The organism is Streptomyces sp. NPDC006872 (genome assembly GCF_040635845.1).
In the GTDB taxonomy this organism is placed as follows: Bacteria; Actinomycetota; Actinomycetes; order Streptomycetales; family Streptomycetaceae; genus Streptomyces.
On sequence record NZ_JBEYIL010000024.1, the window covers coordinates 1 to 23,022 of the forward strand.

Genomic DNA, 23,022 nt, shown 5'->3' on the forward strand with positions numbered 1-23,022 from the left:
CTCCGGGTCGCTCCCGCTGACCAACACCCACACCATCAATGCCTGTACGAACACGGTGCCGGCGAGCACCACCACGAGCACGGCGCGCAGCGCACTTACGGTCAGCTTTCCCATCGTCCATCCTTCCATCGAATTGCGATGGGAATCTATCGAATTTCGATAGATCGGGCAAGGGTCGGTGTGGAGGGTGGTCTTGAGCGGCGCCTTCCCCCGCTGCGCCCGCGGGCTCCACAGCGGTCACTGTGTTGGAGGCCGGGAGCGGTCTTCGGGTGAGGGTCAGTTGCCGCCGGCGGCCTTGAACATGTAGCTCTCGGTCGTCTCACGGCTGGCGTTCCAGTACGAGACCGCGGGGTTGTCGTCGATGTTCAGGAAGTCGGCCTCGTCGGGCAGCGGGACCTCGATCGGTCCGCTGTCCGGATCGGCGTTGGAGACGCGGCCCTGGAGGCTGACGGTCATCCTCTCCACGGCCTCGGTCGGCGCGCCGGTACGGAAGAGGAGCATGCCCGCGTACGCCTTCTTGCCCGGCCCGATCTTGACTGCCTTCATCTCGGACTCCATCGGGCCGACCTGATCCTCGCGACCGTTGTCGAAGCGGACGATCGGGTAGCGGTAGAGAGTGCATTCCTTGTCGCCGGTGTTGGTGGCCGTGAGGAGGAGGTGCCGGGCCGAGTCATGTGCGTAGAGCGTCGTAGCGATCGAGATGTTCGCGTCGCTGCAGGCGGTGGCGCTCTCGCCGACGGTGCTGCTCGACCCGCCGGAGTTCCCCGAGCCGCCGCCCGAGTCCTGCGAGCTGCCGCCCGTGCCGGTGCCCCCACCGGGCTGAGTGGAGACGGTCGCGCTCGGGGCCGTGCCCCCGCCGCCGGGCTGGGCGGAGACGGTCGCGCTCGGGGTGGCGGACGGGGCGATGGTGCCCGTGCCGTTGTTCGTGCCGGCCGGCTCGCAGGCCGTGGCGGAGAGGAGGGCGGTGAGAGCCACGGCTCCCAGGGCGTAGGTTTTCCAGCTCTTGTGCGCAGAACGCATGGTGATCCCCCGTGTGCAGTCATGTGGTCCGAATCTGCGACCAACCAATGTGATGAGGCGGCGGGCGGTCCGCGTCCGGGGCCAGCGGGTCCCTGAGGGCCATCACGGCGTGAGGTTCTGGACCGTGTTGTAGAGCAGTTGGTCGTTGTCCTCGAAGTGCGGAGCGATCATCCAGATCCCCTCGCCGCTGACGAAGTTCGGGTACTTGGTGGAGCTCACCCCGACCTGGGTGCCGGTGCCGCTGACCGGGTCGAAGTCCTGGAACCAGGGGCCGCCGCTGGCGCCGCCCGTCATGTTGCAGGTCATCTCGTAGTCGGTCTTCAGGATGAAGTCCTTCCAGGTGCTGCCGTTGCACTCGACGAGTGAGCGCCCGTCGTAGCGGTAGCGCGAAATCTGGCGGGTGGTGCCCGGTACCTGGCCCGGTGCCGGAACGGGTGTGCTGACGGTGTCCCAGCTGCCCTCGTTGGGGTAGCCGAAGGCGAACATGGTCTGGTTGTAGGGCTGGTTGAAGGCCACGTGCTGGGAGCCCACGACATCGGTCAGGCGCACGCCGGGTCTGGTCGGGTCGGCGACGGTGAGCGCCGAGACGTCGTAGTTGAAGTTGGACAGGTTGACCGTGTTGGGGTTCAGCGTGGCGAAGTCGTTCCACTGCGCAGTGGTGTAGGCGGCGGTCGCGGGCCAGAGCCCGTAGGGGGCCTGGTCCAGGCCGACCTTGGTGCCGTCATAGCCGGGAATGAACATCCAGGCGTCGTCGGTGGCGCTCACCGAGCCCTTCTGGACGGTGCCGAGGAGCGAGCCGAGCGCGACCACGGCCAGTGGGTTGGCCACGCAGTGGCCCGCGGACAGGACGGTGCTGCCGTTGGCGCTGTCCACCGCGTTCGCCGAGCACTCGGTGGGGTAGGCCACGGTGCGGACCGTGGTGGTGGTCCCGTCCGCGACAGCGGTCACCGTCGTGGTGTCGTTGAAGATGTGCTGCGCGGTGGTGTCGGCCGGTACATAGGCTCCGGTGGAGTCGACATGGAACCACTGCGTCGAGTCCACCGTGCCGATCGCGTCGCCCGGCCGGCTGGGTCGGGTGGTGGTCGGCCAGGTCAGCGTCTGACGGTAGTACAGTCGCCCGACTGTCCGGTGCACGGCACCGGGGCGGCTCCAGATGCGGCCCTCGTCGAGATTGCTGTAGTTGGGGCCGTCGACGCCGTAGTCCGTGTTGTTGGCGTTCCACAGGGCCATGTCCTCGCTGGTCCAGTACGCGATCACGGCGTTCTGCCGGTCGATGCCGGTGGCCCAGGCCGCCTGGTTGACCGCGACCGGCGGTCGCACCGTGGCCGAGTCGGTGTCGGCAGCCTGCACTTCCCCGGCACCGGCCGCCAGCGTGCCGAGCGCGAGTGCTGCTGCCACGAGCGTTCTGATCGTTCTCTGGATTCGTCGCATTGGGTGTTCTCCCTATCTGCCATGCGATGGCAGGTCGGCCGGGTTGGCCGCCGAGGTAGCCCCGCCCGAGGCGATGTTGCCCGGGTGTATGAAAGCTAGCCGGAAGGGCTGTTCCCTCTCGCCCAACCATGGGTTGAACTGCGTCTGCAACCAGGGTGGTTGGCGCTGTACAACCTGGGGTGTAGCTGTGGCGGAATGCGGGGTGGAGCGGTCGCTCGGGGCCTACGCTCGGACGATGTTCGCGCAGCGCATGTGGAGCGGGACGGTTCGCCAGGCCTTCCCACAGGTGGCGGACATCGTCTACGCGGTGGTGTCGGTCTGGATCTCGAGCACCGCGCTGCGCAACCTGCCCGACCCGCACGGCTACTGGCGGCAAACCGACGTATGGGCCTACGTGCTGATCGCCCTGGACTATCTGCCGCTGGCCGTGCGCCGCCGGGCTCCCTTGACCGTGTTCATCAGCACGGTGTCCTGTGTGCTGTGTTACTTCACCCTGGCCTACTACCACGTGGTCGTCGTCAGCGGACTGGGCCTGGCGCTCTACACCGTCGCGGCGCAGTGCCCGCGCAGGGTCGCGGCGCAGTGCGCCGCCGTATCCCTGCTCGTGCTGCTGTGGGGCGCACGGCTCGCCGAGCCCGGGAGCGGCCCGTTCAGTGTGGCCTTCGTGACCGTGATGGTCGCCGTCGCCTGGGTGACCGGCGACCGGGCCCGCCGGCTCGTGGAGCGCGGCGAGCGCCTCGCGGTGCTCACCGAGCAACTGCGCATGGAGCAGGAGGAGAGGGCCCAGCGGGCCGTCATCGCCGAGCGCATGAAGATAGCCCGTGAACTGCACGACGTCATCGCCCACCACGTATCCGTGATCTCCGTGCAGACCGGCCTGGCCGGATACGTCTTCACCTCCGATCCGAAGACAGCCCGCGAGGCGCTGGAGACCATCGCGGGCAGCGCCCACGAGGCCATGGCGGAAATGCGCCGCATGCTGCTCGTGCTCAGGGAAGGAACCGAGCGCGCACAGGAGGAGGAAGGAGCGGGCGACCACACCGCGACCCCCGGACTCGGGCGACTGGACCAGCTGGCCCGGCGCGTCGAAGCCGCGGGCGTCTCCGTCGACGTCCGGATCACGGGCGCCCCGTTCGCGCTGCCGCCAGGCGCCGACCTGTGCGTCTACCGAGTCATCCAGGAAGCTCTCACCAACGTCATGAAGCACGCGCCGGCGGCGAACGCGAGCGTCACGGTGCACTACGACGAGGCCGCGGTCCGCGTCCGGGTGATCGATGACGGACAGGAGGCAACTCCCGTCGGCACCACCGCGGGGCCCGCCGGCCATGGTTTGATCGGCATGCGCGAGCGGGCCGGTATCTACGGCGGGACGGTGACCGCCGGCCCCGGCCCGCAGGGCGGGTTCGAAGTCGCACTGACCGTCCCCGTGTCCCGCGACAGGTGAACAGGAAAGCCGGGTGGAGCGGTCACTTGGGGCCTACGCTCGGACGATGTTCGCGCAGCGCATGTGGAGCGGGGCGGTTCGCCAGGCCTTCCCACAGGTGGCAGACATCGTCTACGCGGTGGTGTCGGTCGGCATCATGGGCGCCATGCTGCGCAACTGGCCGAACTCGCAGGGCTACTGGCGGCAAACCGATGTATGGGCGTACGTGCTGCTCGCCCTGGTCTATCTGCCGCTGGCCGTGCGCAGGCGGGCTCCCCTGACCGTGCTGGTCAGTACGGCGGCCTGCACGCTGTGCTATATGACCCTGGCCTACTACCACGTGGTCGTCGTCCCCGGACTGGGCCTGGCGTTCTACACCGTCGCGGCGCAGTGCCCGCGCAGGGTCGCTGCGAAGTGCGCCGCGGGATCGCTGCTCGTGCTGCTGTGGGGCACACGGCTCGCCGAGCCCGGGATCGGCCCGCAGAGTGTGGTCTTCGTGACCGTGACGGTCGCCGTCCTGTGGGTGACCGGCGACCGGTCCCGTCGGCTCGCGGAGCGCGGCGAGCGGCTCGCGGTGCTCAGCGAGCAACTGCGCCTGGAGCAGGAGGAAAAGGCGCAGCGGGCCGTCATGGCCGAGCGCATGAGCATAGCCCGTGAACTGCACGACGTGGTCGCCCACCACGTGTCTGCGATCTCCGTGCAGACCGGCCTGGCCGGCTATGTCTTCACCTCTGATCCGAAGACCGCCCGCACGGCGCTGGAGACCATCGCGGGCAGCGCCCATGAGGCCATGGCGGAAATGCGCCGCATGCTGCTCGTGCTCAGGGAAGGCACCGAACGGGCCCAGGAGGGGGCGGGCGACCACAACGCGGCCCCCGGTCTCGGGCGGCTGGACCAGTTGGCCCGGCGCGTCGAAGCCGCGGGCGTCTCCGTCGACGTCCGGGTCACGGGCGCCCCGTTCGCGCTGCCGCCAGGCGTCGATCTGTGCGTCTACCGGGTCATCCAGGAAGCTCTCACCAATGTCATGAAGCACGCGCCGGCGGCGAACGCGAGCGTCACGGTGCACTTCGACGAGGCCGCGGTCCGCGTCCGGGTGGCCGATGACGGACAGGAACCAGTTCCGGCCGACACCACCGCGGGACCCACTGCCCATGGTTTGATCGGCATGCGTGAGCGGGCCGGTATCTACGGCGGGACGGTGACCGCCGGCCCCGGCCCGCAGGGCGGGTTCGAAGTCGAGCTGACCGTTCCGGTGGCCCGGGACAGGTGAGAAAGCGTCTCGGCTGCCGACCGGGCAGCCGCGAGGAAGGCGGAAACCACGCATGCCCACAGTGCTCGTCGCGGACGACCAGTTCCTCATCCGCTCGGGACTCGTCGCACTCCTGCGGGCCGCGCCGGGAGTCGAGGTCATCGGAGAGGCGCAGGACGGCGAGGAGGCGATCGAGTTGGCAGCGCAGACCAGACCCGACGTCATCCTGATGGACATTCGGATGCCGGGCATCAGCGGAATCACCGCCACCGAGCGCATCCTTGCCCAGGCGTCGGCCCCGCCCCCCAAGATCCTCGTCCTGACCACCTTCGACCTCGACGAGTACGTCTACGGCGCGCTGAAGGTCGGCGCCTGCGGCTTTCTGCTCAAAGACACCCCACCGGACCGGCTGCTCGCCGCCATCGACACCGTGCACGCCGGAGACATGCTGTTCAGCGCCTCAGTGATCAAAGGGCTCATCGAGACCTATACCCCTCGCCCGGCCGCACCCGAGCCGCACTCCGCGCTGGACACGCTGACTCCCAGGGAGTTGGAAGTCCTCGGGCTGGTCGGGGCAGGCATGTCCAACTCAGACATCGCCCAGCGACTCGTGCTCAGCACGGCGACCATCAAGACACATGTCCACCGCTGCATGCGCAAGCTCACGCTGAACAGCCGGGCACAAGCGGTCGTCTTCGCGTACGAGACCGGACTGACCTCCCGCGGCCCCGCAGCCTGGGGCACGGACAACACCTGAGGTGTTGGAACTGCCATCCCCTTCCCGGCATTTCGAGCCGCCGGGAAGGGGCACTTCGCGTTCTACAGCTCCACTCCGTAGTAGGTCCGGGGGTTGGCGAGTGAGGAGTTGTAGCTCGTGCAGTATGCGTAGGACGTCGTCCCGGAAGCCGCAGCGGCGCCATGCGCAGTCTTGCCGTTTTTGCACTTCGCGGCCGCGTAGAAGGTGCTGCCGGTGCACTTGATCCCGGCCGTGTTGCCGTCGTCGAACACCACTTTGCAATCGAACGCGGACGGCGCGGCGGACGCGCTGTTCGCCGTGGCCACGAGGCCGGAGCCGGCCAAGGTCAGGATGGCGAACGTACTGATGAGCAGTCGCTTCATTTCCAGTTCCCTTCAGTTCCCGAATGCAGGGGAGTCCGTCCCCAGCGGTAGTGCGGTTGCCCGCCCGGGGCGATGCTGTCCGGGTAAAGGGAAAGCTAGTTGGAAGGGCTGTCCCCTCTCGCCCAACCAGGGGTTGAACTGCGCCTGCAACCAGGGTGGTTGCCGGTGTACCACCAGGGGTGTAGCGGTGGTTGAAGGTTTGACCGCCAAGCCCCCCTGACCGAGTGACCGGTCAGACGACGCTGCTCAGCCACTGACGCAGCGATGCCGGTCGGGGAAGACCGACGTCCCCGGGCAGGCGGCCGGACCTGCGTCCGGTGGCACGCTCCAGGACCTGACGTACCGACAGCTGACGTCCGCCCGGTGCTGTATGAGGGTTGTAACCGTTGGTGCGGAAGATGCAGAAGATCCGTGGCTCGTTGGCTTCATACGGGCCAAGGCGCTGGACGTCGACCCCGCCCGAGGTGTCGGTGATGTCAAACCGCAGGTGCAGATCGTCCTGGCGAGGGTAGTTGTTGTCGTACACCCACAGCTCGACCGCCTGGCCGTTCTGCTGGTATGCGTAGGCCAGCACCTGGTGGTTCTTGCCGATATCGAGTGAATCGGTCTGGATCAGCCCGATCGGTGACAGGTGCCCCGAGTCGATGTCGTCCCGGATGCGCGGCCACTCATCGCGGCAGGTCACCCAGGCGCGGCCACGGGCCAGTCCGGCCACCTGGATGAACCCCTCATCCCCGTTGGGATAGGCCGGCGAGGAGTACCCGAGCCACCGGTGCCCGGAACCGGTGATGTCGAAGCTGTCCAGGAGCCGGTCCCGGATGAACTGGAAGACCGGGTCGGCTTCGGAGTCCGGCGCCGTCTTCTCGGCGGGCGGGAGTTCGCCGGCGGCGAAGTAGTCCATGGCGGCGAACGTCATTCCGCCGCACATCCCCGCACTGGCCTGAGTGAGGGGCAGCCATCCGTCATCAACCCGGGCGATGCCCAGGGCCTCGGCGGCGTCCCCGCCGAGTTCGTCGAGCAGCCGATTCCAGAGGAAGCCGACGGTCATCGCGGGAAGACCAGGACTCCAATGATTGGAGAACTGGAACCCGTTGACCGACGGGGTGAACCCACGAACCTGGCGACGTGCGGTCTCCCGAAGGCGGATGACGAGCCGAGCCTCGTGGCCCTGACCGCCGTTGTATGCCGCCTCGAAACCCGGCGGTGCCCAGACGTGGAACGTGTTCCCGTACTGCGACTCGATGAGCGGACTGTTGAAGTGTATGTACAGCTGCCGCCCTGGGTCGCCGTCGACGTTGTACCAGACTCTGCCCTCGGTACCGGACGTCGGTGCGACGAAGAGGTCTCCCTCGGCCCGCCACTCCGCGGTCGCCCCGGGGACGATGGTCCCGGCGCGGGAGGGGTACCACGGGTCGGTCCACTCTCCCGAGGCCAATTCGTCCCGCGCCCAGACGAGCGGCACGGGCGCCTCGTTGCGAATCTCGACTGCCATGCGAATACGCGACATTGCGATCGCCTCAACTCGCTGTCACCAAGACGCGAACGAGTCCACGTCCTGAGGGAAGGTCGGTGAGAGCCTTGCCAATGATCGCTCCGAAGGCGCGCGACCGGTCGGTCACGAGCTGGGCGTGCCCGGACCGCCCGGAGGTGGTGAGCATGTCCCCGGCGCGTATCGGATGCGTGCCGGCATCGGCCAGTGCCCACACTTTCCCCATCAGTGCCACAGGCGCGCCCTCGTCATGACGGTCCAGCACCAGGCTGGACTTCACGCCGCGGCCACCGGACACGACACCGGCGACACGTGCGTCGTACTCCTCGGTGCACGGGCGAATCCGACCAGCTTCGTCGAGGACGACGACCGTTCCCGGGGGCACCTCGTCGGACCCTGTGGTCAGTTCCTCGGCGTAGTCCGCGCCGGGCAGCACCAGGTCCCCGGTGACGACGACGTCACCCTGGAAGTGCCCGGCGGGAGCGCCCTGCCCGTAGACGCCGGGTCCAGAGTTCCCCAGTTGGAATCCCGCGACCCCGGCCTTGCCCGGCGCCTTGGCGTGTCCCTTCACGCCGTCGCCGGAGTCCTTGCCGTCGCCCCAGATTCCTGAGGCGCCCACGCTCGGGTCGGCGTTGGTCTCCCCGTACACCCCGATCCACTTGCGGCCGACCCCGGAGACACCCACGTCCCCGTCACCGCTCACTCCATGGCCGCCGGTTGTGGATGTGGTGTGCCCGAACACACCGTGCCACGTCGTCGACTCCCCGACGACTCCGGTTCCCGGACTCTGTCCGTACACACCCGGCCCGGCTCGCGGAGTGTCGTTGTCATTTACGCCGACGACTCCACCCTTGTACTCGGCGTGACTCACTCCCCGCACGCCGTCACCGATCTGTGCCTCACCGACGACGCCGGGTTCCTCCGGTTGGTCGCCCTTGCCCTGGATGCTGGTCACAGCGGTTCCCTCCTTCGGAGTAGTTCTCCTTTTCAGGGTCCAATTGCGGGGTGGGGCCCGCAACTCGGTGCTGTGTCAGGGTGCCGCGCTGGTCGGTGACTCAGCCGCGGCAGACGACGGGGAGACGGGCACACGGTTGCAACTTCCTTGGTGCGGTCCCAAGCTGGAAGAGAGCGGAAGGCACGCTTCTGACAACCCATACTCAGAAACAGGGGCATTCACGGCCCTGCTGCACCTGCTGCACCTGCTGCTCAGTGCAGAGCAACGCGACACCAGATTTGATGACGCTCAGCCAAAACTGCGGCGTTGCCTGCCCGCGTACGGGTGCCTCGGATTCACACAGCTTCGCCCGCACCGCTTGTTCAGGGCGAGGAAACCGGCCTCGGGAAGGTGGACCGATCCCTGACGCCATGTCAGCCTGCCCCGTTCATGGCTGAGCAGGGTTTGGCCGCCCGGGAGTCGGCCACCTGTCAATTCGGAAGAGACCCTTCGCTGCGGGTTGCAGCGGTGCGAAGCGCCAGAGATCAGGCCGTGCAGTGCCCTCTGCAAGGAGAGCATCATGAATGCAATCGAAGGTGTGACATCCGACCCCGGGACTCCCGGTATCAAGGGTGACAGCACGCAGTGGAACGGCGTCCTCGGGCTGAGCCACGCGGCAGGTCAGGCCGGCGTCGCCGGCGTGAACGAGGACAGCGGCAACGGGCTCTACGGTCGGGGCACGGGCAACGGCGTCTGGGGGCACGGGTTCTCCGACGCCAATGCGATCGGCGTCGTGGGAGTGAGCGATCACAACGACGGCGTCCGGGGTAACGCGTCCACCGTCGGCAAGTCCGGAGTCACCGGCGTTCACGACGGAGCCCAGGGCCAAGGGGTCTGGGGACAAGCCGACAACGGCACGGGGGTCGTAGGACTCAGCAAGATCGGCGCAGGCGTCTACGGCCGGTCGGACAACGGCGAGGGAATACGGGGAGAGTCACTGAACCCCAACCACGGTGGTGTCGTCGGCATCAGCTCGTCTGCGGGCGGCCACGGGGTGTACGGCACCTGCGACCAGGGCACCGGCGTGATAGCCGTGGCCAAGAACGGTACCGGCCTGTTCGCGAGAGCGGAACAGGGCACTGCCGGGCACTTCGCGGGAAGTGTCCTTGTAGAGGGCAACATCGAGGTGCGCGGTGACCTCGTCCTCCCAGGAGCCGACTACGCGGAGGAACTGACGGCGAGTGCTCCTGCGATCTGCCCCGGCACCGTGGTGGTCATTGACGACGAGGGTCGGATCCGGCCGTGCGAGCAGGACTACGATCCACGTGTCGCCGGGATCGTCTCAGGAGCGTGCGGGGTCCGCCCGGCACTGGTCCTGGACCGTCACGAGGGAGGCGCCCCCGTCGCCCTCATGGGCAAGCTGTGGGCGCTGGCGGACGCCTCCACCGGCCCGATCCGCTGTGGGGACCGGCTCACCACGTCCTCCAGGTCCGGCCACGCCCGTCGCGTCACCGAACACGAACGTGCCACCGGCGCGATCGTGGGCAAGGCGCTCACCAATCTGGAATCCGGCACGGGGATGGTCCGGGTACTCGTGAGTGCGGGCTGACGCCGCCGTACACCGCCCAGGTGGCGGCTGCCGACCACTTGAATCCGCTGGGTCAGGCCCCGCCGTAGGTGAGACCCTCGGCGCGCATCACGCAGGGGAACCCCGTCTGCTTCAGCCGCGACCAGGCAAGCTGACGGGTTGCTGAGTGGACGGAAATTGATGTTATCGGGCGGGGTGGCCGCCTGTCGGCTTTATTGGGAAAAGAGCGCACGCGTGTCGTCTGCGGCCTAGCGTTCCGGGTGATCGGCTGGTGGACACTTCCGGAAGGGCAGATACATGGCGGAATGGATGATCGACGGGCCGGGAATCGCTCGTCCATCCGATGCAGTGCTGCTTGACGAGGCGCGGCACGGTGCCGTCCGACGTACACCTCGTCCACGTCTGGCGATCCGGCTGCTTGAGATGGTCGTCCATGAGAACGGGCGATGGTTCGGAGAGTCTCATGTGCGCCTCGACGTACTGGTGGTCCATGGGGGCAGCGCCTCGGGGACCGAGTACGCGCCGCAGACCTTCGCCTTTCCCCGTGTCGCTGATGGTGACCGACTGCCCATCGGGCAGGGCGGACTGTTGCTGTTCCACGGCAGGCCGAAGTGGTTCCTCAGCATGTTCGTCGCCCTCTCGCGTGACGTACCGGGCGCGCCGGGCCTGCCGGCCCTCCTCAACGACATCGCCGCCTCTGACCCGGCGGTCGAGCTGCAGGCGCAGACGCTGTCCCTGGCGACCGGGTTGCCTGATCCCGACATCCTCGGCCTGGCCGTGCAGGGTACGTGGGCTGTCGGAGGTGCCGCGTTGGCTCGGCTGACCACGGAGACCCGCTCCACTATCGGGGTTTACCGGGACTCGTGGCTGCGCGGCCGTGACAGGTGGGGGGTCGGTCGTCACCCTCACGAAGGCCTGCTGAGGGCCAAGGACGTTTCGTTCGCCTTCGAGATCATCGAGGAAAACGAAGAGTGAACCACAGCGGGTCACAGCTCACCTCCTCTCAACGCCGTCGGTTCCTCCTGCTCCTCGACCTTGCCGCGACCAAGCTGCGCGACGCGCTCTCGCAGACGGAGTCGTCGGACCTCGCCGAGCTACGCAGACGGCTCCGCGCCCGCAAGAAGGGGACGGACGCCGCGGTTGTCAGCAGCTTGTGGCTGCTGAGCGCCCGGGCGGCGGAGAGGGGGTACTCGGATCTGGCCGCCTACCTGTACCAGGGGTTGGTGGAGGTGGTACCGGGTGAGGCCGATTTCTGGTACAACCTGGGCAATCAGTGGGCTCGGTCAGGCGAAAAGGACCGCGCTCTGAAGGCGTACGACGAGGCGCTTCGCCTCAACCCCGCCTTCACGTGGGCGCTGTTCAACAGGGGCTGTCTGCAGTACGACCGGAAAGCGTACGAGGCCGCTGTCAGTGACTTCCTCGACGCCGCACGCCACGGATGCGATCTGGAACAGTTCGCCTACTCAGTCCTTCGCAGACTGGTGCCCCTGCGCGGCTTCGTCACCGCACTCGACATGGTCTCCGATCCCTCATTGCCGGAACGCATGCGCGGACGGTTCGCGGGCGCCTTGGGCGAGGTGATCGACGAGGCGAGGGAGCTCGACGGCTGGTTTCTGTCGCGGTGGCCCGGTACCGCGCGGACAGCTCACGACCACGCAGCGACCCTGGTGATCCGCGCAGTGCTCGCGGATGTCCTTCGGGACAGTCCGAGGGCACCGGGCCTCTTCTTCGGCCGGGACCATGAGAGGTACGACGTCCGGGAGCTCGATGAGAGCGACCTGCGCGAGAGTCTGTGGTACTTCCCGCCCGAAGGGCCGTCTGCGCCGCCCGACCGCACAGAGCAGCTGGCCGTCCTTCGAGAAACCCTCGCGTCAAGCACCCTCACGGCGTCGGAAGCGACCTGGGCGCTGCACTACGCCAGTGGTGCCATCGCGCTCTCCCTATTGATGGACGGCGCCAATGACTGGCCTACGCCAGTGTTGCGCTTGGCGGTTCCGGGCCGGACCGTCGAGGGAGGCCGCCGTGCCGATGAAGAAGCCCGTGTCGGGCTGGAGGAGTGGATCAGCAGCAACGACGGTACTTCGGTGACCGACTTCGCCCTGGGCCACTTTCGTAGCGCTTCCGACGCCTTGACCACACTGATCCTCAGCCACCGTGAACCCGACAGCCATGTCATCATGCTCATGGGTGACGACGGTCCGCTTCTTACAGACCAGGGTGACGTGGTGACCAGGCCCGGGTCCTTGCACCTCGCTCAGGCGCTGTGGTGGCACGTTGAACCGGTGTACCGCGAATGGGTCCTTGCTGCCGCATACACCGACAGGGCGGAGGAGCGACTGGCTGCCTTGTGCCATGCACGTCGTTTCAACGCACTGGCCGCGACGGAACTGTGGTCACAACTGGCACCTGAACGCTGGCGGAGATACCGCGCCCAGATCGCCGCCTTGCACGACGCACACATCTGTCTGGCAGACATCCAAGCGGCACTCGGTGAAGAAGCTGCCCTGGTCGACCAGTACACATACGAGGTGTTCGGTGAATCCATCTCAGGACTCACCCTGACCTCCCGCGATTCCGCGGTAAAGACCCACGAGGTCAATGTGATAGGCGGCGAACTACGCGCACTGTTCGATGCGGGGATGGCTTCGCTGTTCCCCGCCGCGGGTCTGCCTCCGGCCGTCGGTCAGCCTCTTCTGCTTCCGTCGGGGCCCATCCCGAAGACCTTGTTGATCGTCCCTTACGGATACCTGCGCAAGATCCCCGTACACAGTCTCCCACTGGTGCTTCAGGCCGTGGACGACGGAACGCTCGAGCGGATCGTGTACCTGCCCACCGCGTCCTTCGCGGGCCGCCCTCACCTACCGGCCACTCGTCCGCGTCGGATCCTGTTCATCGGCCACGACCCGGCGGGCGACATCGACTACGCACACGACTTGGCGGCTCTCCGAGCCTACGGCGGCGACGTGACCGCTGTTCTGGGCCAGGAGGCCACCTGCAGCCGAGTACAAGCCGAACTGCCGCACCACGACCTCGTGCACTTCGCCTGTCACGGGGACATGGATGCGCACCTCGCCGCCGGCTACCTGAGCCTCGCAGGCGGCCGCCTGTATCCCTGGGACGTGTTGGAGGGCGCCGTTCCCGAGACCGTGGTGATGAACTCGTGTCTTGGGCTGTCCACGGAGAGGTTCGAGGCCACTTCCGACGGAGCCGTCGGCTTGCACGACGCCTTCCTTGCCGCTGGAGCGCGAAGCGTCATCGGCAGCATGTGGGCACTTCCTGAGTGGACCGGGCGAACCTTCGCTGACATCTTCTACCGCAGACTCGCTACTGGAGAAGATTCACCGCAAGCCGTCATCTCGACGCAGCGGGAGCTTCGTTCCTTGACCAAGGATCCATTCTATTGGGCCGCCCACGCTTGCTTCGGCGCTTGGCGTTCATGACGTCCGTGGCGGCAATGCGGATGATGACGGTCTCCGGGGGTTGTCCATCTGCCACTGGGTGAAGCAGAACTCATCCACTTCGCTGAACCGGGGGAGGACGTTCTCTGTCGGCCCTGGGTTCGATGACCCTGGGCAGGGTGCCCCGCCGACCCAGGTCGGCGGGGCGTACCGGTTGTGGTTACTTGCGGTTGCCGGTGTCAGAAGGTGACTGTCTGGCCCTCACGTTGGGCTTGTCGTGCGGTGTAGGAGACGCCGTGGACTTTGAGGCCGTTGGGGTCGAGGAGGGTGATGGTGCCCCCTCGGTTGCCGAGGTGGAATCCGTTGCCCGCCGGGACGGTGAGGGTGGTGCCGGGCGGGAGCTGGCCGGCGGGGAGAGGGAGGGTCTGCAGGTTCTGGTCGGCGAGGTGCCATCCCTGGAGGTTGACCGGGGCGGGCGAGGCGTTGAGTACGGTGACGGTCTCGGCCTCGGGCGCAGGGCCGAGGGGGTTGACCAGTGCGGCCATGATCCGCAGTGGTTCCTCGTCGTCGCGGGGGCGGGGTGGTGCGGTGTCGATGGGGTGGCCGGTGGTGTCGTCGGTGTGCCAGGCCTGGGACTGGAAGGCCAGGAAGACGGCGACCCAGCGGTCTTCGGCGGGCAGGTGCAGGAGCAGGGCTCCGTCCTGCCAGACTCCGTTGTCGGGGCGGAAGCGCCCGCTGCTTCCCTGGTTCATGTGGATGTCGTGGACGCCGTTGCCTGGCCGGAACCCGAACACCTTGTCGGCCTTGCCCGACTCGGGCCCCCACCGTTCTCCGAAGGCATAGACAGCAGCGGTGGGATCGGCGATGGTCCGCTGCACGTAGTGGTCGAGCAGATCGGCCAGGTCGTTGTCGGCGCCCGGAAGGTCGGGCGGGAGTGTCCGCATCGAGGCGGGATCGAAGAGGTTGCCGCGGATGAAGTCCAGGCTGGAGGCGCCCGGCTGCGACGGCAGGGCGGTCCATCCGCTGCCGGCGGGTGGAAGCAGCTCCGTCACGGGGTGGCGGAAGTTGTCGTCGGCCAGGTACAGCAGCTCCGAGGGGGCCTGCTGGGACTCGACGTTGACCGCGGCCCGGTAGTGGGTGCCGGCGTCGTCGGTGAGGTGGATCTGGTAGTGCGGGGTGTCACTGGATCCCTCCCGGCGCCGGTCGACGGCGCGGGCGGCCAGCACACCGTAGTTTTTCAAAGGCATGGCTCAACTCCGAATGCGGTGGGAACGGCACGGCCGGGGGTGATCGTGCCGACGACGGGAAAGGTCTGGGGCGTGCAGTTGCCTGCCGCGGTGGCGGAGCCGTGGCCGCACGCCGACTGACCGGCGTCGACACCGTCCTGGTCAGGGGTTGGCACGGCTTCGGCTGCACATGCAGCCTGTCGTGGAACCGCCGGGTTCCGGGCCTGGGCCCAGGACATGGCGGCCAGTGAGCGCGGATGTTTCAGGGGTAGCGGAGGGTGGCGAGGACGGGGGCGTGGTCGGAGGCGGGCTTGTCCCGGCGCTCGGTGGGATCGGCGTCGACGGACGGCAGGGGGTGTTCGGCGCCGGTGAAGGCCTGCTCGACGCGGGCCAGGAGGGCGTGGCTGACCAGGATGTGGTCGATGAGTTCCGGTTGGCCGGCGTGGACGCGGGAGTGTCGCTGGTCTTCGGGGATGCTCGGCGCGAGGTTCCAGAGCCGGGCCGCGTCGCCGTGGTCGGGGCGATCGAAGCCGGAGGCACCGATCTGGGAGCCGGTTGGGCCGAGGAGGATCTGGGTGGTGGCCGCCGCCGGCTCGTCATTGAGGTCGCCGAGCACGGCCACGTCACGGGCCTCGCCGTCACCGGCCAGGAGTTGGTCGGCCAGGCCGCGGACCGTGACGGCTTCGGCACCGCGTCGGAACAGGGCGTACGCGGCGTAGCGGGCGCGTTCGCCCTCGTCGCGAGGGTTGAAGCGGCCGTCGGGGAACGACAGCAGCTTGGATTTGAGGTGGCACACCACTACATCGAGGGGGTGTCCGGGAGCGGGTTCGAGGCGTACCGCGAGGGCACCGCGGCCCATCCTGGCGGTCGGCTCACTGTGGTCGTCGGCTTGGACCGGGGACAGCGAAGAGGGGAAGTCGGTGACGTCGGCCAGTGTGGTGAGCGGCAGTCGGCTGAGGAAGCCCACTCGGATGCCGCGCCCGTCCGGATGCGCGGACAAGGCAGTGTGCCACCGGCCATCGAGGGTGTCGGTCAGATCGGCCAGTGCCTCCGGGTCCCCGACCTCCTGGACCCCGAGCAGGTCGGGCTCGAGCCGGGTGATCGTACTGGCCAGGGCCTTGAGTTTCGCCTCGTACGCGTCCTCGTCCTTGGGTCCGAAGCGGCCGCCCGGCCGGTAGAGGTTCTCCAGATTCCAGGTGCCGATGATCGCCATTTCCTGCCCTCGCGGCTCACGGAGGAAGCCCTTGCCGACCGCCATCCACTCCTGGCGTTATCCCCGGTCCAGCCCTGGTCGGCCGGACATCGCCTGATGTTCACCCGCCTGGCGTGCCGCTCGGAGCATGGCCATGGCGTCCGGCTTCGCGACGGTGACCAGGGGCGGCCCGACGCAGGCGAACGGGAACGCCTCGCCGTCGTTGTCGACAGCCGGCCGAGCTCGCCCCCGGTGTGCCGGACGGCTTCCACCGTGACGATGGGCGACCGCATCGTCGAATGCGCCGACCCGGCGTTCACCGCACCACAGGACCAACTGGTCGACCGCGTGCTCCACAAGGGCGATCTAGACGACGTCACTCGTCGGCCGAACCGGTGGCGCAGGGTGCAAGGCGGCAACATCGTGGAAAAGCAGCACCATGGGAGAGACTTCAATGACCATGGCCACGGCTGCGGAAATCAAGATCAGCTTTTCCGGAGACGAGGCCCGCGAGGCGACCGCTGCGCTCGATCTGCAGGGTGGCGAGGGCCGCAGTCGCACCATCTACTTCTGGGACAGCCCGACGAAGGGCAGCGACGGCATCTCACTGCCCTTCCTCGAGCGCGGAGTCATCTTCCGCCTGCGTCTGGACGACCGGGACCACGGATCCAAGCTCGAAACCGACATGACCGTCAAGCTGAGGCCCTGCCCACCGCTACCGCTCGCCTGGCGGAAGAATCTCAAAGATGAGGACGAGGACTGGGAGTTCACGATCGAGGAGGACCGGACGGGTCCCACCTTCACACCCATGCCGGCCGCGTCGCTGCAGGCCGACCGGAAGGTCGAAGCGCAGCTCGTCGAGTCGGCGCTCGGGCCGGAGCGCGGGGGACTCGACCAGCTCCTCATCAAGCCGCACCGCCACCTCCTGCAGGACGTCGTCGGGTTGGAGGCGGGCGACCTTGAGGATCTGAGGGCGCTCGGCCCGGTGCGCGCTGTCAAGTGGAAGCCCGACTGGGACACTCTCCCTGGCCCCGTGGTCATCGAGGAGTGGACCACCAAGAACCTGCGCTTCCTCGAGGTCTCGGTGCGGACGAGCATGGCCGACGCGACCAAGACCGAGAAGCTGCTCGCACAGGCCCTGCGCAAGCGCAACGTCGAGCCGCCGCGAGTCGGCGAGAGCAAGACCAAGGCCGTGATGACCGCCCTCGCCCACGATCTGGCGCTCTGACGGCGCCGCGCCGGGTTGTCGTCGCCGACTGTGGCTTTCCCGAAGCCGCAGGTCGAAACGGGCGGTGTTGAGGCACTCAGCAAGGGTGCGGTCGAGGCAGGGTCGCTGAGCGCGGGCCGTTCAGTGGCTGGCGTTCCTCGCGGGACCTGTCCGTCGCTGCCATGTCAGGTCACCGTGCTTCCGGCGGTGTGCCACGGCACGAAGGCGTTCGTCAGCCCCGTGAGAGCCGTACGCAGCTCCGGGTGGTGGCGCAGCAGCACCGTGATCATGGAGTTGTCGTCGATCCAGGCCATACCGGCCTTGGAGTACACCTCGGGGGTGTAGTACTCGGTGAAGAAGCGGTCGCTGTTCAGCCGGCGTGAGGCCATCAGGATGAAGATGCGGAACGCCGTGTCGCTGAAGGCGAATCCGGCCGGCAGCTTCTCCGCGTACAGCCCGACCATGAGGTCGACCTTCTCGATGTCGTCGTCGTAGAGCCGTTGGATCTGCTCGGCCCACGCCCGGTTCTCCGTCAGCTCCAGGAAGTTCGCCGCGGGCTTCAGCCGCAGCAGCCGCCGGAACTCGTTGTAGCGGGGGACACCCAGCTCCCGGGAGCGCAGGATGTCGGTGGCGGCGAGGTCCTGCAGTTGCCCGTCGGGGCGCTCGAACTCCTGCAGGAACCTGGGGAAGTTGTGCAGGGTGACCAGTCCGGGGTGGAGCGTGCCGAAGCTGTAGAGCAGATCGGCCATCTCGGTGGTCTCCAGGACCTTCAGCGCCCCGGGGCCCGAGATGTCGCGGAGGGTGCAGTGGCGCAGGCTCGTGTCGTCGGCGGCGGCGCGCAGATGCCACTCGTCGCGGATGAGCGGGTGCATGCGGTAGACGGCCACGAACTCCTCGGTGAGGGAGTACGGGACGCCGTAGTGGTCCGTCTCGCCGCCGGGGATGCCGCTGACGACCTCGCTGTCGCTGATCCGGCCGAAGAGGTTGTGGACGCGCTCGCCCGCGAGGCCCCACCAGTTGGCGCGCAGTGCCTTGACGGTGGTGGGGTGGCTGATCACGGCCGGTGTCCACTCCACGGTGTGGATCTTCGCGAGGAGCGCCGCGTTGACGAGCCGGGCGCGCTGGAAGAGTTCCTCGTCGTTCCAGGACGGGTACGCGCCGTGCAGGTGGTCGCAGATGGCGTTGTGCTCCCGCGCGAACAGGTCGTGCATCATGGCGAGGCCCAGCCAGAAGCCGGGGATGTGCGAGGGGTCCCGGGAGGGGTCCGAGGGGATCGGGGACTGCTCGTCGTCCCACAGATGCAGCTTGCCCAGTTCGCCGGCGCGCATCAGACGCTGCTCCGACTCGTTCGTCCCGTAGATCTGCGACGCGTCCCACCAGTGGGAGGACACGTTGACGCGAGTGTCGGGCGTCCCTGCGGGTGCCTGCGGGTCGCGGGTCGGGTCGTCCGGTGTCCGCATGATCCGCATGGGGTGTTCCGGCCACGGGTCGTCGTCCATGAGCGGTACTTCCCAGGGCCGTTCCGTGGGGCTGGTCCCGTGGCTGAACCAGTCGCGGACCATGAACTGAAGCCAGGCGGCGACCAGGGAGTTGACCGATTCGGCGGGGGTGAGCTCGTCGCGGGTGAGCAGGGCGCGGCTGACCTCGCGCGGGCTCGGCGCGGACAGTACGTCCCCGGGGGTGGCCGGTGCGATCCGGTCCAGCGGGATGTTCCGGCCGAAGCGGGTGCCCGCCATGCCCATCCGAGGCTCGTCGAGGTCGTTGTGGCTGCCGTCGGCGGTCCGGTTGACCTTGTGGGTCCCGGAGGGGGGCGCGGGATCGGGCAGGTTCACCGAGGGCAGCCGGCCGGTGTCGTGGAGGTTCTCCTGCCGGAGCTTGACGCGCAGCCCGAGGAGCGTCAGCAGGCCCGGCAGGACGGGAAGTCTGTCCCAGCCGACGCGCCGGTCCACCGCTTCGGCGCCGGCGGTGACGATCCGCCAGAACAGCGATGTACGGTATCCGGCCGCCGAACGTCGTGCTTCGCGTCGTTGCTTGCTCATCGCGGTACTCCTTGGGCGGTTGCTCCTTGGGCGGTTGCGAGGATCACGTGGATGGAGGCGGCGACCCCTCGGCCGTCGTCGACAGCGCGTTCCGGGTGCGCGGAGTCGACCGCCTGCGGATCGTCGACGCCTCGGTCTTTCCCCGCATTCCCGGATTCTTCGTTGCAGCGTTCCAGCCGCTCGAAGTGGCGGCGCATGGCCGTGCTGTGCCACGTCGCGTCGCCGGTCTCCTCTGCGATGGCGTCCCAGTCGCGGTTGTACGCGACGTAGTCGAAACCCGTCTCGGCCGGAGGAACGGCACCGGGCCCTCCCGTCACTTCCGCTTGCCCTTCACCGAGTTGGCGAGCGAGGTGGCGGCCAGGACCGTGTTGGCGGCCGAGATGAGCGTGGTCAGCGCCGCGGTGCGCGGCGGAAGCCGGCCGCTCAGGCCCAGGGCGGCCGCCGTCGCGGTGTCACTGCCGTGGATCAGGACACCGTCGCGCAGGTTCTCCCGCAAACGCTCGTCGCGGTTGGTCAGCAGATCGAGGCCGAGCAGGATCGTACGGATCCCGAAGAGCCGGAAGGCGTACACGGCCGCCGGACTGGGCGGCTCACGATCGGGGTCGAGGCGCCGGATGAGCAGGTCGGGTGCGAGCAGTCCGGCGGCCCCGTTGAAGAGCCGGATGCCGGCGAGTGCGTAGACCGAGACAGCACGAGGGTCGGCTTTCCGGGTGGCCATCATGTCTCCTGACGGTGCGGTGATTCTTGCGGTGACGGGAACTGCCACCGACCCCCCGGCGAGGGAGAAAAACACCCCGGAAACGCTCTGATTACAACATTATGGGAACCGTGGCTCCCCTGCACCTTGACCCGGTGACGCTTGCGCCGCTCGCCCGATCGCTCAGGTCTCGTCGGTTGCAGGGACCGCGCGCTGCTGATCGTGGGTGGCCGCCCAGGTCGCCAGCAGGCGCAGGCCGTCCTCGGATGCGGTGCCTGGCTCGGCGCCGAAGGCGAGGAGGGTCAGGTCGTCGTCGGTGACGAGTGCCATGGCCTCGAAGGTGAGGTGGAGGGTGCCGACGGCGGGGTGGCGGAGGTGTTTGAAGCCGGTGGTGTGTCGGCGTACGTCGTGGCGGGCCCAGCGGGCGCGGAAGTCCGTGCTGCGGGTGGACAGTTCGCCGATCAGGGCGGTCAGGTCCGGGTCGAAGGGGTTGCGGCCGGCGTGTGCGTGCAGCAGGGCCACGGCGTCGTCCGCGGCGTGGTCCCAGTTGTCCCAGAAGTCGTGGGAGCGGGCGTCGAGGTAGATGAACCTGGCGTGGTTGGGCGGGTGCGTCGTGGTGTCGTGGAGCGGTGCGAACAGGGCGCGGCCGAGTGCGTTGGTCGCCAGGACGTCGGTGCGGCCGTTGATGACGGCTGCCGGGGTGTCGGTCATCGAGTCGAGGAGGCGCTGGACGTTGGGGCGCACGCTCTGCGGGGCCCTGGTCGGTCTGCGTCGGCGCGGACTCGTTCCGGCGGCGCGGGCCAGGTCGTGGAGGTGGGCCCGCTCGGCGTCGTCCAGGCGCAGGGCGCGGGCGATCGCGTCCAGGACCGTGTCGGACACCCCGGTGAGGTTGCCGCGCTCCAGGCGGGCGTAGTACTCGACGCTGACCCCGGCGAGCTGCGCGGCCTCCGCGCGGCGCAGCCCGGGGACCCGGCGGGTGCCGTAGCTGGGCAGTCCGGCCTGGTCGGGGGTGATCCTGGCCCGGCGGGAGGTCAGGAACTCGCGGATCTCGCTGCGGTGGTCCATGCCTTCCAGGCTGGGCAGCCGCAGGGCCGGGTGGGGTGCCCCGCCATGACACCTTTCAGCGGTGACTCCCTCATGCGGCGATGCGGCGGTTGCATGGTCGTCGGCTCGCGCGCACCGCATGGTTTCGGACCGGCTCCGCGGGCTTGGTTTCACCCCGATCGGGGGAACGGCGGTCTCCCGGCCTTTTCCCGGACAGATCAGCGAAGGACATCACCGTGCAGAACGTCACCTTCGACAACGCCGGCGTCACCATGGCCGGGAACCTCCACCTCCCGGACGGCTTCTCCGAGGACCGGTCGTATCCGGCGGTCGTGTCCGTCCACCCCGGTGGCGGCGTCAAGGAGCAGACGGCCGGCCTCTACGCCGCCAAGCTCGCCCGCGAGGGCTTCGTCACCCTCGCCTTCGACGCTTCCCACCAGGGCGCGAGCGGCGGAACGCCCCGCCACCTCGAAGACCCCGCCTCCCGGGTCGAGGACGTGCGGGCCGCCGTGGACCACCTGTCCGCGCTCGGCTTCGTCGACGCCGACCGCATCGGAGTGCTGGGCATCTGCGCCGGCGCCGGGTACGCCGTCAACGCCACGATGACCGATCGCCGTATCAAGGCCGTCGGCACCATCAGCCCGATCGACATCGGAGCCGCCTACCGCCTGGGCTGGGACGGCGCCGAGCCCGTCGCCACCCAGCTCGCCACCCTCGACGCGGTCGCGGCCCAGCGAGCCGCCGAGGCCCGGGGCGCCGACGCCGCCGTCGTGCCGTACGTGCCCGAGACCGTGGACGAGACCACCGTCCCCGACATGGCCGAGGCCCACGACTACTACCGCACACCCCGCGCCCAGCACCCGAACGCCGACAACCGCATGCTCTTCACCAGCATCGCGAACATCTACGCCTTCGACGCGTTCCACCAGGTCGAGACGCTGCTCACCCGGCCGCTCCTCATGGTCGCCGGCAGCAGGGCGGGCTCCCTGTGGCAGGCCGAGCAGCTCCTGCCGCGGGTGAACCCTCCCAAGGAGCTGGCCCTGATCGAGGGTGCCGGGCACGTCTCCCTCTACGACGCTCCCGAGTACGTCGACCAGGTGACGGCCCACCTGACGCCGTTCTTCACGAAGTACCTCTGACCCGGCGGCGCCCCGTCGGTCGGGGCCTCGGACGCCGGTGACGGCGTTGACGTAGGTGAGGTCCGCGAGTCCGAAGGCGGTCCGGAATCCCGGGCACTCCCGACGATCACGATGGTGGTCGCCTGCCCGTCGTGGTCGTCGGTCACCCCTTCACCGGGGTGAAGGAACAGACCGCCGGCCGGTACGCCCGCCGCCTGGCCGAGCAGGGCTTCATCGCCCTGGCCTACGACGCCGCCTACGGAGGCGAGAGCGAGGGCGAGCCGTGCGGCCTGGGCTTGCCCAGCGCCTCCTCGGTGCGCAGCGCACCGGCGCCTGCTCGATCGACGCGATCTCCCCGCGGCCACTACTGATGATCGTCGGTTCGGAGGCGGACACCGCCTGCTTCAGCCGCGAGGCCGTCGCGAAGGCGGGCGAGCCGAAGGAGTTCTTCGTCATCGACGGTGCCACCCATGTCGACCTGCACGACAGGGACGAGTACGTCATCCCGGCCGTCGCCGAGCTCGCCGACTTCTTCGCCAGGAACCTGTCCGCCTGACGGTCCGCAACCTCCCTCGAAAGCGAGCGAGCGCCCCGCCGCCATTCGAGTGCGGCGATCGGGGTGCCGGTGGTGTTGGTGGCGAAGCAGTTCAGCCGCAGTCCGTCGGCGTCGGCATCGGCATCGGTGAAGCGCAACTGGGCACCGGGGTACGGACGTTCTTTGCGGACGATGAGCCGCATTCCCTTGGGTCGGATCGTCAGGAATTCTCAGTCGAGTCGGGTAATCCAGACGCCGTCGCGTATCTCGCCATCGGGCTCGATGGAGGGGACTCAGGTTGGGGGCCGGAGAA

At 68.4% G+C, this 23,022-nt stretch carries 20 protein-coding genes and 2 pseudogenes; 11 read left to right on the forward strand and 11 right to left on the reverse strand.

Features of this window, described 5'->3' with window-relative positions; all coding sequences use genetic code 11:
* The 3 genes and pseudogenes from ABZ725_RS45260 to ABZ725_RS45270 form a co-directional block, all read right to left on the reverse strand.
* A pseudogene (locus ABZ725_RS45260) lies at nucleotides 1–114 on the reverse strand (DUF2975 domain-containing protein); the annotation flags it as partial.
* Between the two features lie 162 nt (nucleotides 115–276).
* Nucleotides 277–1,020, reverse strand: coding sequence for a DUF4232 domain-containing protein (locus ABZ725_RS45265; RefSeq protein WP_358808207.1), 744 nt, complete (start codon nucleotides 1,018–1,020; stop codon nucleotides 277–279).
* A 102-nt stretch (nucleotides 1,021–1,122) separates the two neighbouring features.
* Nucleotides 1,123–2,418 carry a hypothetical protein gene (locus ABZ725_RS45270; protein WP_358808208.1) on the reverse strand — a complete coding sequence of 432 codons (1,296 nt, stop codon included), beginning with the start codon at nucleotides 2,416–2,418 and terminating at the stop codon, nucleotides 1,123–1,125.
* Between the two features lie 268 nt (nucleotides 2,419–2,686).
* Between ABZ725_RS45270 and ABZ725_RS45275 the strand changes: the two genes are divergently transcribed.
* The 3 genes from ABZ725_RS45275 to ABZ725_RS45285 are packed head-to-tail and all read left to right on the forward strand — an operon-like array spanning nucleotide 2,687 to nucleotide 5,880.
* A complete protein-coding gene (locus ABZ725_RS45275; protein WP_358808209.1) occupies nucleotides 2,687–3,895 on the forward strand; it encodes a sensor histidine kinase in 1,209 nt (402 codons plus the stop codon).
* Nucleotides 3,896–3,941: 46 nt separating this feature from the next.
* The gene (locus ABZ725_RS45280; protein ID WP_358808210.1) at nucleotides 3,942–5,144 is read left to right on the forward strand and encodes a sensor histidine kinase; all 1,203 of its coding nucleotides are present in this window, start codon (nucleotides 3,942–3,944) and stop codon (nucleotides 5,142–5,144) included.
* A gap of 52 nt (nucleotides 5,145–5,196) precedes the next feature.
* Nucleotides 5,197–5,880: a response regulator transcription factor gene (locus ABZ725_RS45285; RefSeq protein WP_358808211.1), complete on the forward strand. Its 684-nt coding sequence runs from the start codon at nucleotides 5,197–5,199 to the stop codon at nucleotides 5,878–5,880.
* A gap of 62 nt (nucleotides 5,881–5,942) precedes the next feature.
* On the opposite strand, the gene ABZ725_RS45290 is transcribed toward ABZ725_RS45285, so the two are convergent.
* The 3 genes from ABZ725_RS45290 to ABZ725_RS45300 all read right to left on the reverse strand — a co-directional run bounded on the left by ABZ725_RS45290 (nucleotide 5,943) and on the right by ABZ725_RS45300 (nucleotide 8,686).
* Nucleotides 5,943–6,242, reverse strand: coding sequence for a hypothetical protein (locus ABZ725_RS45290; protein WP_358808212.1), 300 nt, complete (start codon nucleotides 6,240–6,242; stop codon nucleotides 5,943–5,945).
* Between the two features lie 232 nt (nucleotides 6,243–6,474).
* Nucleotides 6,475–7,734 carry a hypothetical protein gene (locus tag ABZ725_RS45295; protein WP_358808213.1) on the reverse strand — a complete coding sequence of 420 codons (1,260 nt, stop codon included), beginning with the start codon at nucleotides 7,732–7,734 and terminating at the stop codon, nucleotides 6,475–6,477.
* A 25-nt stretch (nucleotides 7,735–7,759) separates the two neighbouring features.
* Nucleotides 7,760–8,686: a hypothetical protein gene (locus tag ABZ725_RS45300; RefSeq protein ID WP_358808214.1), complete on the reverse strand. Its 927-nt coding sequence runs from the start codon at nucleotides 8,684–8,686 to the stop codon at nucleotides 7,760–7,762.
* A 559-nt stretch (nucleotides 8,687–9,245) separates the two neighbouring features.
* Here ABZ725_RS45300 and ABZ725_RS45305 point away from each other — a divergent pair.
* The 3 genes from ABZ725_RS45305 (at nucleotide 9,246) to ABZ725_RS45315 (ending at nucleotide 13,693) form a co-directional block, all read left to right on the forward strand.
* Nucleotides 9,246–10,274 carry a hypothetical protein gene (locus tag ABZ725_RS45305; protein WP_358808215.1) on the forward strand — a complete coding sequence of 343 codons (1,029 nt, stop codon included), beginning with the start codon at nucleotides 9,246–9,248 and terminating at the stop codon, nucleotides 10,272–10,274.
* A gap of 276 nt (nucleotides 10,275–10,550) precedes the next feature.
* Nucleotides 10,551–11,228 carry a hypothetical protein gene (locus tag ABZ725_RS45310; protein ID WP_358808216.1) on the forward strand — a complete coding sequence of 226 codons (678 nt, stop codon included), beginning with the start codon at nucleotides 10,551–10,553 and terminating at the stop codon, nucleotides 11,226–11,228.
* Nucleotides 11,225–13,693: a CHAT domain-containing protein gene (locus ABZ725_RS45315; RefSeq protein WP_358808217.1), complete on the forward strand. Its 2,469-nt coding sequence runs from the start codon at nucleotides 11,225–11,227 to the stop codon at nucleotides 13,691–13,693. The genes ABZ725_RS45310 and ABZ725_RS45315 overlap by 4 nt, the downstream gene beginning before the upstream one ends.
* Before the next feature lie 197 nt (nucleotides 13,694–13,890).
* Here ABZ725_RS45315 and ABZ725_RS45320 read toward each other — a convergent pair whose 3' ends face one another.
* Both ABZ725_RS45320 and ABZ725_RS45325 read right to left on the reverse strand, forming a co-directional pair.
* Nucleotides 13,891–14,898: a DUF2278 family protein gene (locus ABZ725_RS45320; protein ID WP_358808218.1), complete on the reverse strand. Its 1,008-nt coding sequence runs from the start codon at nucleotides 14,896–14,898 to the stop codon at nucleotides 13,891–13,893.
* Nucleotides 14,899–15,139: 241 nt separating this feature from the next.
* Nucleotides 15,140–16,135, reverse strand: coding sequence for an endonuclease/exonuclease/phosphatase family protein (locus ABZ725_RS45325; RefSeq protein ID WP_358808219.1), 996 nt, complete (start codon nucleotides 16,133–16,135; stop codon nucleotides 15,140–15,142).
* Between the two features lie 388 nt (nucleotides 16,136–16,523).
* Between ABZ725_RS45325 and ABZ725_RS45330 the strand changes: the two genes are divergently transcribed.
* Nucleotides 16,524–17,297: a hypothetical protein gene (locus ABZ725_RS45330; protein WP_358808220.1), complete on the forward strand. Its 774-nt coding sequence runs from the start codon at nucleotides 16,524–16,526 to the stop codon at nucleotides 17,295–17,297.
* 164 nt (nucleotides 17,298–17,461) lie between these two features.
* Here the strand turns inward: ABZ725_RS45330 and ABZ725_RS45335 are convergent, their stop codons facing one another.
* Entirely contained in the window at nucleotides 17,462–19,315 is a 1,854-nt protein-coding gene (locus tag ABZ725_RS45335; protein ID WP_358808221.1) for a peroxidase family protein, read from the reverse strand.
* On the opposite strand from ABZ725_RS45335, the pseudogene ABZ725_RS45340 reads away from it, so the two are divergent.
* Nucleotides 19,264–19,425: pseudogene (locus tag ABZ725_RS45340) on the forward strand (hypothetical protein); the annotation flags it as partial. The gene ABZ725_RS45335 and the pseudogene ABZ725_RS45340 overlap by 52 nt on opposite strands.
* A 203-nt stretch (nucleotides 19,426–19,628) precedes the next feature.
* Here the strand turns inward: ABZ725_RS45340 and ABZ725_RS45345 are convergent.
* A complete protein-coding gene (locus tag ABZ725_RS45345; RefSeq protein ID WP_358808325.1) occupies nucleotides 19,629–20,033 on the reverse strand; it encodes a hypothetical protein in 405 nt (134 codons plus the stop codon).
* A 162-nt stretch (nucleotides 20,034–20,195) separates the two neighbouring features.
* Nucleotides 20,196–21,077: a helix-turn-helix transcriptional regulator gene (locus ABZ725_RS45350; RefSeq protein ID WP_358808222.1), complete on the reverse strand. Its 882-nt coding sequence runs from the start codon at nucleotides 21,075–21,077 to the stop codon at nucleotides 20,196–20,198.
* 215 nt (nucleotides 21,078–21,292) lie between these two features.
* On the opposite strand from ABZ725_RS45350, the gene ABZ725_RS45355 reads away from it, so the two are divergent.
* The 3 genes from ABZ725_RS45355 to ABZ725_RS45365 all read left to right on the forward strand — a co-directional run bounded on the left by ABZ725_RS45355 (nucleotide 21,293) and on the right by ABZ725_RS45365 (nucleotide 22,730).
* Complete coding sequence (locus tag ABZ725_RS45355) at nucleotides 21,293–22,195, forward strand: alpha/beta hydrolase (RefSeq protein WP_358808223.1); 903 nt, start codon at nucleotides 21,293–21,295, stop codon at nucleotides 22,193–22,195.
* Between the two features lie 131 nt (nucleotides 22,196–22,326).
* Nucleotides 22,327–22,545: an alpha/beta hydrolase gene (locus ABZ725_RS45360; protein WP_358808224.1), complete on the forward strand. Its 219-nt coding sequence runs from the start codon at nucleotides 22,327–22,329 to the stop codon at nucleotides 22,543–22,545.
* Nucleotides 22,545–22,730 carry an alpha/beta hydrolase gene (locus tag ABZ725_RS45365; protein WP_358808225.1) on the forward strand — a complete coding sequence of 62 codons (186 nt, stop codon included), beginning with the start codon at nucleotides 22,545–22,547 and terminating at the stop codon, nucleotides 22,728–22,730. Before ABZ725_RS45360 ends, ABZ725_RS45365 begins: the two co-directional genes overlap by 1 nt.
* The last annotated feature ends 292 nt before the right edge of the window (nucleotides 22,731–23,022 follow it).

What these genes read in the sequence shown, in the direction of transcription:
- ABZ725_RS45265 (WP_358808207.1), bottom strand. Translation starts at nt 1,020, where the DNA reads ATGCGTTCTGCGCACAAGAGCTGGAAAACCTACGCCCTGGGAGCCGTG.
- ABZ725_RS45275 (WP_358808209.1), top strand. Translation starts at nt 2,687, where the DNA reads ATGTTCGCGCAGCGCATGTGGAGCGGGACGGTTCGCCAGGCCTTCCCA.
- ABZ725_RS45280 (WP_358808210.1), top strand. Translation starts at nt 3,942, where the DNA reads ATGTTCGCGCAGCGCATGTGGAGCGGGGCGGTTCGCCAGGCCTTCCCA.
- ABZ725_RS45285 (WP_358808211.1), top strand. Translation starts at nt 5,197, where the DNA reads ATGCCCACAGTGCTCGTCGCGGACGACCAGTTCCTCATCCGCTCGGGA.
- ABZ725_RS45290 (WP_358808212.1), bottom strand. Translation starts at nt 6,242, where the DNA reads ATGAAGCGACTGCTCATCAGTACGTTCGCCATCCTGACCTTGGCCGGC.
- ABZ725_RS45295 (WP_358808213.1), bottom strand. Translation starts at nt 7,734, where the DNA reads ATGGCAGTCGAGATTCGCAACGAGGCGCCCGTGCCGCTCGTCTGGGCG.
- ABZ725_RS45305 (WP_358808215.1), top strand. Translation starts at nt 9,246, where the DNA reads ATGAATGCAATCGAAGGTGTGACATCCGACCCCGGGACTCCCGGTATC.
- ABZ725_RS45310 (WP_358808216.1), top strand. Translation starts at nt 10,551, where the DNA reads ATGGCGGAATGGATGATCGACGGGCCGGGAATCGCTCGTCCATCCGAT.
- ABZ725_RS45320 (WP_358808218.1), bottom strand. Translation starts at nt 14,898, where the DNA reads ATGCCTTTGAAAAACTACGGTGTGCTGGCCGCCCGCGCCGTCGACCGG.
- ABZ725_RS45325 (WP_358808219.1), bottom strand. Translation starts at nt 16,135, where the DNA reads ATGGCGGTCGGCAAGGGCTTCCTCCGTGAGCCGCGAGGGCAGGAAATG.
- ABZ725_RS45330 (WP_358808220.1), top strand. Translation starts at nt 16,524, where the DNA reads ATGACCATGGCCACGGCTGCGGAAATCAAGATCAGCTTTTCCGGAGAC.
- ABZ725_RS45335 (WP_358808221.1), bottom strand. Translation starts at nt 19,315, where the DNA reads ATGAGCAAGCAACGACGCGAAGCACGACGTTCGGCGGCCGGATACCGT.
- ABZ725_RS45345 (WP_358808325.1), bottom strand. Translation starts at nt 20,033, where the DNA reads ATGGCCACCCGGAAAGCCGACCCTCGTGCTGTCTCGGTCTACGCACTC.
- ABZ725_RS45350 (WP_358808222.1), bottom strand. Translation starts at nt 21,077, where the DNA reads ATGGACCACCGCAGCGAGATCCGCGAGTTCCTGACCTCCCGCCGGGCC.
- ABZ725_RS45365 (WP_358808225.1), top strand. Translation starts at nt 22,545, where the DNA reads ATGATCGTCGGTTCGGAGGCGGACACCGCCTGCTTCAGCCGCGAGGCC.